Below are 7,459 nucleotides of genomic sequence, written 5' to 3' on the forward strand. Positions count from 1 at the left end.
CGGGTGGTTGGTCGCGGGGGGGCGGGTCGCGGGGGTGGGGGGGCGCGGCGCGCGGGTCAGATGCCGTCCGCCGGCCGGTGCCAGCGGTCGACGGTGAGGTCGAGCCGGGTGTCGCGGTCGACCCGCAGCGGGTGCAGCACCCGCCGGCCGTCGGCGTCGACGGCGTCCAGGCCCCAGCCGCGCGAGATCCCACCGTCGAAGCCGGTGCCGCGCGGCACGGCGATCCGGCCGCGGAACCGGCCCGGGCCGGCCGGGGCGCAGGGCAGCGGGCCGAACATCACCGGGGCGTCGTCCGGGGTGTCCGGCGGGACGGTCACGACGACCTCCAGCACCGGGTGGGCGGGCAGCTCCGGGTCGACCGCGACCTCGGTGGCCGCGGCCAGCCCGTGGGCCCGGACGGTGACCGCCGTCCGCCCGGCGGCCAGCGGGAGCAGCCCGCCGTGCGGCGAGACGGCCGCCACCTCGGGGCGCTCGACCCGGTAGCCGGCCTCCAGCGCGGTGTACCGGACGCCGTCGGCGCGGACCGCGACCGGGTTGACGGCGCTCCAGGTCTCGCCGGGCGCCAGCAGGATCTCGGGCTCGACGGTGAGCGAGCGCACCGGCGAGGGCGCGCCGAACAGGTGCAGCAGCGCGTGCCGGGCGCGCGGACGCCAGGCCTCCTCGTGGTGCGGCGCGGCCGGGTCCTCGTAGTAGAGCAGGTCGGCGCCGGAGGTGTAGCCGGCCTCGTCGACCAGCCGGCCGGCCAGCTCGCGGGCGGGCCGGGCCATGATGAGCCCCTCCCGGCCGCCGATGTCCAGCCAGATCCGCCGTGGTCCGCGTCGCCGGTACCGCTCGTGCACCACCCGCTCGCCGAGGCCGTCCGGGTCGACGTGGGCGAGGAACGGGGAGAGGACGGCGGCCAGGCCGAAGACCTCGGGGCGGCGGAAGGCGATGTGGTACGTGACCAGGCCGCCCATCGAGGAGCCCATCAGCGCGGTGTGCCCGGGGCCTCGCCTGGTCCGGTAGCGGGCGTCGATGAACGGTTTGACCTCGTCGGTCAGGAAGGCCTCGTAGCGGTGGCCCTTCAGCGGGGTGCCGGGGGTCCGCCAGTACTCGGCGACGTGCGAGTACTCGACGCCCCGGTCGGCGCCGGCGTTGGGCACGGCGACCGCGATCAGCTCGGGTATCAGCCCCTCGGCGTACAGCGCCTCCAGCGTCCGGTCCACCGCCCAGGTGGGCCGCTGCCCCTGGTCGAAGACCTGCTGGCCGTCGTGGAGGTAGAGGACCGGGTAGTCGGCGTCCGGCCGGTCGTCGTAGCCGGGCGGCAGGTGGACCAGCAGGTCCCGTTCGTTGCCGAGCCGCTCGGAGCGGAAGCCGGGGATCCGCTCGATCCGGCCGCGCGGGGCGGTCCGGCCGCCCGGGGCGCTGCCGTCCTGCCGGGCGGTGCCGTCCTGCGCGGCGGCCCAGGCGGTGTCGGCGCTCATCGGGCCACCGACCAGACGTGCACGGCCGGGCCCTCGCAGGGCAGGTCGCGGCCGGGGACCAGCTGCGGCCCGCCGAGCAGGTGGGTGGCGTGCCACTCGCCCGCCACCGGCGGGTGGTCGGCCCGGCTGATCTGCACCAGGATCCGCTCCCGCTCGTCCTCCCGCTCGAACAGCAGGACGTCGCCCTCGGCGACCAGCCAGCGCAGTCCGCCGCCGGTCAGCGCGCTGTGGCTGCGGCGCAGCCGGACCAGGTCGCGGTAGGTGCGCCAGGTGTGCTGGTCCCAGGCGGACTCGTCCCAGGGGAACGGCTTGCGGCCCTCCTCCAGGCCCTCCCCCAGGACGCCGACCTCGTCGCCGGAGAACACCATGGGGATGCCGGGCAGGGTGAACAGCAGCGCCGCGCCGAGCAGTTGGCGCTCCGGACCGGCGAAGGTCCGGAACCGGGCGGTGTCGTGCGAGTCCAGCAGGGTCAGGTTGTGGGCGCGGCTGCGCCAGGGCAGCGCGGCGCCGAAGGCCGTCATGGTGGCGCGCACCCGGGCGGCGTCGTAGTCGGGGATCGGCCCGGGGACGGCCCAGAAGTCCTTCTGGTCGTGCTTCTCGACGAGCCAGCTCCAGACCGGCCGGGTGAATCCGGCGTAGCTCATGGTGCCCTGCCAGCCGTCGCCGGCCAGCGCGAGCGAGGCGTCGTGCTGGTGCTCGGCGAGCAGGACGGCGTCGGGGTTGGCGGCCCGGACGGTGGCCGCGGTGGTGGTGGCGACCAGGTGGTTGAGCTCGACGTCGCCGCGGCGGCCGGCCATCTGCGCCACGTCGACCCGCCAGCCGTCCAGGTGGTAGGGCGCGCCGAGGTACTTGGCGATCACCGAGTCGGGGCCCTCGTAGAGGCGGCGGCGCAGTTCGGCCGAGCGGTGGTCGAAGGTCGGCAGGGTGCGCACGCCGAGGAAGGTCGCGTAGTCGTCCGGGCCGCCGTCGCCGAAGAAGTAGAAGCCGGCCTCGGGGCTCGTCGGGTCGGCCTGGGCGGTGCGGAACCAGTCGTGCCGGTCGCCGGAGTGGTTGAGGGTGATGTCGCCGATCACCTTGATGCCGCGCCGGTGCGCCTCGGCGGTGAGGGCGATCAGCGCCTCGTCGCCGCCGAGCGCCGGGTCGACCCGGTCGAAGGAGACGGCGTCGTAGCGGTGGTTGGAGCGGCCCTCGAAGAACGGGGTCAGATAGATCACCGTGGCGCCGAGCCGCTGGATGTGGTCGATCTTGCGCACCACGCCCCAGAGGTCGCCGCCGTACATCTGCTGGAGGGCCTCGGCGTCGCCGGTGCGCAGCGGGGTGTCCCAGTCGGCCGGGCGGGCCCAGGCGGCGAGCGGGGCCTCGCCGGAGCGGTGGTAGCGGTCCGGGAAGATCTGGTAGACCACCGCGCCGGCGGCCCAGGCGGGCGGGGCGGGGTGGGTGGTGAGGCGGAAGTCGGTGGCGTCGGGCAGGTCGTGGTCGCGCAGGCCGGCGGCGGTGAGCCAGCGCCCGCCGTCGGGGGTGTGCAGCCAGAACCGGTAGTTCATCTCCGGGTTGACCATCTCCAGGACGGCCCGCCACCAGGTGGCCCCGGTGTCGTCGACGCGGTCGACGGCGGCGGCCGTGAAGTGCGGCTCGCCGTCCGGCACGGAGCGCAGGAACACCCGCTCGACGTCCTGTCCGGCGGGCACCCTGACCAGCAGGTCGACGTGCTGCCCGAGGCGCGGGGCGAGGTCGCCGACGTACCGCGCGGACCCGTCGTGGTGCGGCTCGTGGCGGGCGGCGAGGCGGTGGCTGCTGGACGGGTCCATGGGGCTCCTCGGGGCGGGTGGACAGGTTAACGGACGCCGGCATTCCGCTTTCCGGGGCCGACGAGGGAACCGTAACGGCCGATGAAACAGTTGCGCAATATGTTGCTAAGATCGTTTCATCCTGGTGCGCGGCCCGCCGCACCGGGCTTTGTAGGATGCAGGCCAGACCAGACCGGAGGACCAATGAGCGGCCCGTCACTGCGCGACATCGCCGCCCGGGCGGGCGTCAGCGCCGCCTCGGTGAGCAGGGTGATCAACGACCGGCCGGGCGTCTCCGACGACACCAGGGTGAAGGTCGCCGAGGCCATGCGGGAGCTCGGCTGGCAGCCCGACCAGGGCTACGACCCGCACCAGGGCGCGCTGATCGGCATCATCGTCCCCGAGCTCGACAACCCGGTCTTCCCGCTGCTCGCCTCCGCGATCGAGGTGCGGCTCGCCCAGCACGGCCTCACCGCCGTGGTCGGCACCTCCACCCGCCGGGGCACCGCCGAACTCGGCTACATCGACGTCCTGCTCCGCAAGGGCGTCTCCGGCCTGGTCCTGGTCTCCGGACGGCACGCCAATCCCGACGCCGACCACGGCTTCTACCGGCTGCTGCACGAACGCGGCGTCCCGATGGTGCTGGTCAGCGGCCGGGTGGAGGGCCTCGCCGTCCCCACCGTCACCACCGACGAGGCGCTCGGCGCCCGGATCGCCGTCGCCCACCTGCGCGAACTCGGCCACCGCCGGATCGGCCTGGCCGGCGGCCAGGGCTATCTGCGCCCCTCGCTCAACCGCCTGGACGGCTACCGGCGGGCGATGCGCGAGCTGCTCGGCGAGGAGCCCCCCGCCGACTGGTACGCCGAGTCCGCCTACTCGATCGCCGGCGGCGCGGCCGCCGCCCACCAGCTGCTCGACGCGGGCGTCACCGCCGTGATCGCCGGCAGCGACCTGATGGCCCTCGGCGTGGTCCGGGCCGCCCGCGAGGCCGGCCTCGCCGTCCCCGGCGACCTCTCGGTGATCGGCTACGACGACTGCCAGCTCGCCGCCCACAGCGACCCGCCGCTCACCACCGTCCGCCAGCCGATCGAGGAGATGGCCGCCGCCGTCGCCGACGCCCTCTGGCGCCGGCTGGAGGGCCACGGCGGCGGGGCCCGCGACTACGTGTTCACCCCCGTCCTGGTCGCCCGCGACTCCACCGCCCGGGCGCGCGGCTGATCCCGGGAACGCCGGAGGGCCGGTGAGCTGCTGCTCACCGGCCCTCCGCCGACTCCCCCGGCGCCGTCGGCCGTTCGGGACGCCGACCGTTCGGGACGTCAGTCGTTCGGGACGGTCGCGTAGCGCGCGGTGCCCTCGGCCATCTGCCGCAGCGCGTCCTTGCGGTCCCGCTTCGACAGCTTGTCGATGTAGAGGAAGCCGAACAGGTGGTCGGTCTCGTGCTGCAGGCAGCGGGCGAAGAAGCCGGTGCCCTCGACCCGGATCGGGTTGCCGTCCCGGTCCTGGCCGGTCACCGCCGCGTAGTCCGGGCGGGGCAGCTCGGCGTAGGCGGTCGGCACCGACAGGCAGCCCTCGTTGCCGTCGTCCAGCACCCGCCGGCGGTCCTTGGGGAACTCCTCCAGCGTCGGGTTGACCACGTGGCCGACATGGCGCACGCCCTCGTCGTCCGGGCAGTCGTAGACGAAGACCTTCAGGTCCACACCGATCTGGTTGGCGGCCAGGCCCACGCCCTCCGCCGCGTACATCGACTGGAACATGTCGTCGATCAGCGCGGACAGCTCGCCGTCGAAGGCCGTCACGTCCTTCACCTCGCGGTGCAGCACGGGGTTGCCGTAGACGGTGATCGGGCGCGCCGTGCCCTTGGAGAGGTCCGGCTCCTCGCCGACCACCTTCGGGGTCTCGTCGTGCTCGTGCTGCTCCTGCTCCGCCATGTCTTCCGCTTCCATAGGCCTACGCGTACCGCACCAGGGTACTCAGCGGATTCAGCACACCTCTTCGAGATCCCGGTACATCCGGGTTCCCGGCGACGCGGCGGCCCAGCGGTCCAGCAGCACCCGCACCAGGTGCGCCGGGGCGGCGATCCCGCACTCGCGCTCGGCCAGCCAGGACATCCCGCCCGCGCCGGGGCTCAGGTGGCTCAGGTGGCCGGGGTGCGCGGCGTCCCCGTCGTCGTGCGGGTCGTGGTGGGCGGTGTGGCCGTCGTCCGAGGCCATCCGGCTCTCCGAACAGGCCCGGCACAGCAGCCGCACCGAGGACGTCCAGTCCTCCGCCGCATAGCCCGCGTCCGCGACCAGCCGCTCCAGCGCGTCCCGGTCCGCCTCGGTCGCCGCCTGCAGCAGCACCACGTACGTCGGCACCGGGGACGGCGCCCACAGCTCGATCTCGTCGAACACCGGGTAGGCGACCCCGTCGGTGACCCGCTCGCCGTGCGGGGCGCCGTCGTGCAGCACCACCTCGCCCCAGCGTCTGCCGGAGGACGGCAGCGGGATCGACAGCACCTCGATCCGGGCCGGGTCCAGCCGGCGGCCCCACACCACCTCGGACTCGCCGTCCGGGGAGAGCCGCACCGGCGTCGTCCCGAGGTCCAGGCTGACCGGCCCCTCCTCGCGCGCACCGGGGCCGCCGGGCAGCTTCAGCCCGTACGCCTGCCAGGCCCGCCGGGCCAGCGGCCAGTCCTGCAGCGCGGTCGCGGTGATGCCGAGGTTCCACCAGTCCGGGGCGCCCTGCTCGCGGTCCAGCAGCGCCACCGCCCGCAGCCCGGCCGCCCGGGCCTGCTCCCAGTCGCGGCGGAACTTGTGCAGCAGCGCCAGGTTGAACCAGGAGTCCGACAGCCACGGCTCCAGGTCGGCCGCCATCACCAGCAGGGCGCCGGCGTCCTCGTACCGGCCGTCGCCGATCAACGTGAAAGCCCGGTCGGTCGTCTGCCGCCAGGTGGCGGACGGCCGGTGCCGTGCCCGGTGGAAGATCCTCACGTTCGTCCCTGCCGTCGTCGTCCGCTCGAGTCCCGCGACCGCTCCCGCGTCACGGGCCCGGTGTCCCGGGTCGGTTTTCCACGCTACGACCGCATCCAACCACGACGGCCGCCGCCCGCGCTCCCCACCGCCGGGGTTGCCCGGTTCCGTCCCGGCCCGTTTCCGGCCCCTCCCCCAGCCTGCCCGCCCGGCCCCGCCGCCTCAACCCCGGACGCCCCCTCCCGCCCCCCGACCCGGCCGGCCGACCCGCCCGCGGCCGCCGGGCGCGGTCAGCCGCAGACCCGCACCAGGGCGTCCACCACCCTGGCGTCGTACACCCGCCCCAGCCGCAGCGCCTCCAGCACCTCCAGCCGGCCCACAGCCTCCCCCGCCCCGCGTCCGCGGGCCGCCGTCAGCAGGTCGTCGTGCGCGTTCGCCACCCGGATGATCCGCGCCGCCAGCGGCACCGCCCGCCCGCCGTCCGGCCCGGGGAACGGGTCGGCCAGCCGGGCGACCTGCTCGGCGACCCGCCGCGGCACCCCGGTGCGCCGGATCACCTCGCTGCCCAGCCGGGCGATCCGCCGCTGCTCCTCGTCCGGCAGCAGCGCCGTCGCCCCGCCCGGCACCGGCTCCACCAGCGACAGCTGCCCGACGTCGTGCATCAGCGCCGCGTACTCCAGCAGGGCCAGCTCACGGGTGCCGAGCCCCAGCTCGCGGCCGACCGCGCACGCCGTGTCGGCGACCCGGCGGGCGTGCCCCGGCGGCGTGTACCCGGCCACCTCGGTGGCCTTGGCCAGGCTGGCGATGGTCTGCCCGGTGGTGGCCCGCACCGCCGCCGCCCGCCGGAACGACACCTGCGCCAGCAGCAGCGGCGCGCAGAACAGCGGCAGCGCCCACAGCCCCACCTCCCCGGCGGCCAGGCTGACCAGCATGCCGGTGGCGGCGATCGCCGAGCCGATCCCGAACAGCGAGCGCAGCTCGTCCTCCAGCGCCGCCGGGAACCGCAGCCCGCTGCGGGCCCGCCGCAGCAGCGCCGCCAGCACCGCGTCGCACAGCGCGGCCAGCGCGGCCACCGCCGTCAGGAACACGCCGTACGCCGGACCGTCGGCGGAGAACCGGTCCACCACGCCGCTGTTGTAGAGCGGCTGGAAGACGGCGGCCGCGAACCCCGCGCCGAGCAGTCGCCGCGCCGCGCCGTCCCGCCGGGCCCGCTCGCGCCACGGCGGCGGCCCGGCGGGCCCGGCGCCGGACGCCCGGGGAG

Annotated in this window: 6 protein-coding genes; 1 reads left to right on the plus strand and 5 read right to left on the minus strand. The window is 75.6% G+C overall.

Going from position 1 to position 7,459, the window contains the following annotated elements; genetic code table 11:
* Positions 1-56: 56 nt before the first annotated feature.
* Entirely contained in the window at positions 57-1,463 is a 1,407-nt protein-coding gene (locus tag ACFVFS_RS21700) for an alpha/beta hydrolase (protein WP_380626231.1), read from the minus strand.
* Entirely contained in the window at positions 1,460-3,271 is a 1,812-nt protein-coding gene (locus ACFVFS_RS21705; RefSeq protein ID WP_380626232.1) for a glycoside hydrolase family 13 protein, read from the minus strand. Before ACFVFS_RS21705 ends, ACFVFS_RS21700 begins: the two co-directional genes overlap by 4 nt.
* A gap of 183 nt (positions 3,272-3,454) precedes the next feature.
* On the opposite strand from ACFVFS_RS21705, the gene ACFVFS_RS21710 reads away from it, so the two are divergent.
* Positions 3,455-4,468 carry a LacI family DNA-binding transcriptional regulator gene (locus tag ACFVFS_RS21710; RefSeq protein WP_380626233.1) on the plus strand — a complete coding sequence of 338 codons (1,014 nt, stop codon included), beginning with the start codon at positions 3,455-3,457 and terminating at the stop codon, positions 4,466-4,468.
* 98 nt (positions 4,469-4,566) lie between these two features.
* Here ACFVFS_RS21710 and def read toward each other — a convergent pair whose 3' ends face one another.
* From def to ACFVFS_RS21725, 3 genes are all read right to left on the minus strand, one after another.
* A complete protein-coding gene (gene def, locus ACFVFS_RS21715) occupies positions 4,567-5,193 on the minus strand; it encodes a peptide deformylase (protein WP_380626234.1) in 627 nt (208 codons plus the stop codon).
* 36 nt (positions 5,194-5,229) lie between these two features.
* Positions 5,230-6,219 (minus strand): tetratricopeptide repeat protein, encoded by a 990-nt coding sequence (locus ACFVFS_RS21720; protein ID WP_380626235.1) that lies wholly within the window; start codon positions 6,217-6,219, stop codon positions 5,230-5,232.
* 269 nt (positions 6,220-6,488) lie between these two features.
* On the minus strand, positions 6,489-7,459 hold a 971-nt coding region (locus ACFVFS_RS21725), incomplete at its 5' end, for an HD-GYP domain-containing protein (RefSeq protein WP_380626236.1).

This window comes from Kitasatospora sp. NPDC057692, assembly GCF_042799475.1.
Taxonomy (GTDB): Bacteria; Actinomycetota; Actinomycetes; order Streptomycetales; family Streptomycetaceae; genus Kitasatospora.

Bases quoted from the DNA above. Each gene is read 5' to 3' on its own strand.
- def (WP_380626234.1), bottom strand. From the start codon at position 5,193: ATGGAAGCGGAAGACATGGCGGAGCAGGAGCAGCACGAGCACGACGAG.
- ACFVFS_RS21705 (WP_380626232.1), bottom strand. From the start codon at position 3,271: ATGGACCCGTCCAGCAGCCACCGCCTCGCCGCCCGCCACGAGCCGCAC.
- ACFVFS_RS21700 (WP_380626231.1), bottom strand. From the start codon at position 1,463: ATGAGCGCCGACACCGCCTGGGCCGCCGCGCAGGACGGCACCGCCCGG.
- ACFVFS_RS21710 (WP_380626233.1), top strand. From the start codon at position 3,455: ATGAGCGGCCCGTCACTGCGCGACATCGCCGCCCGGGCGGGCGTCAGC.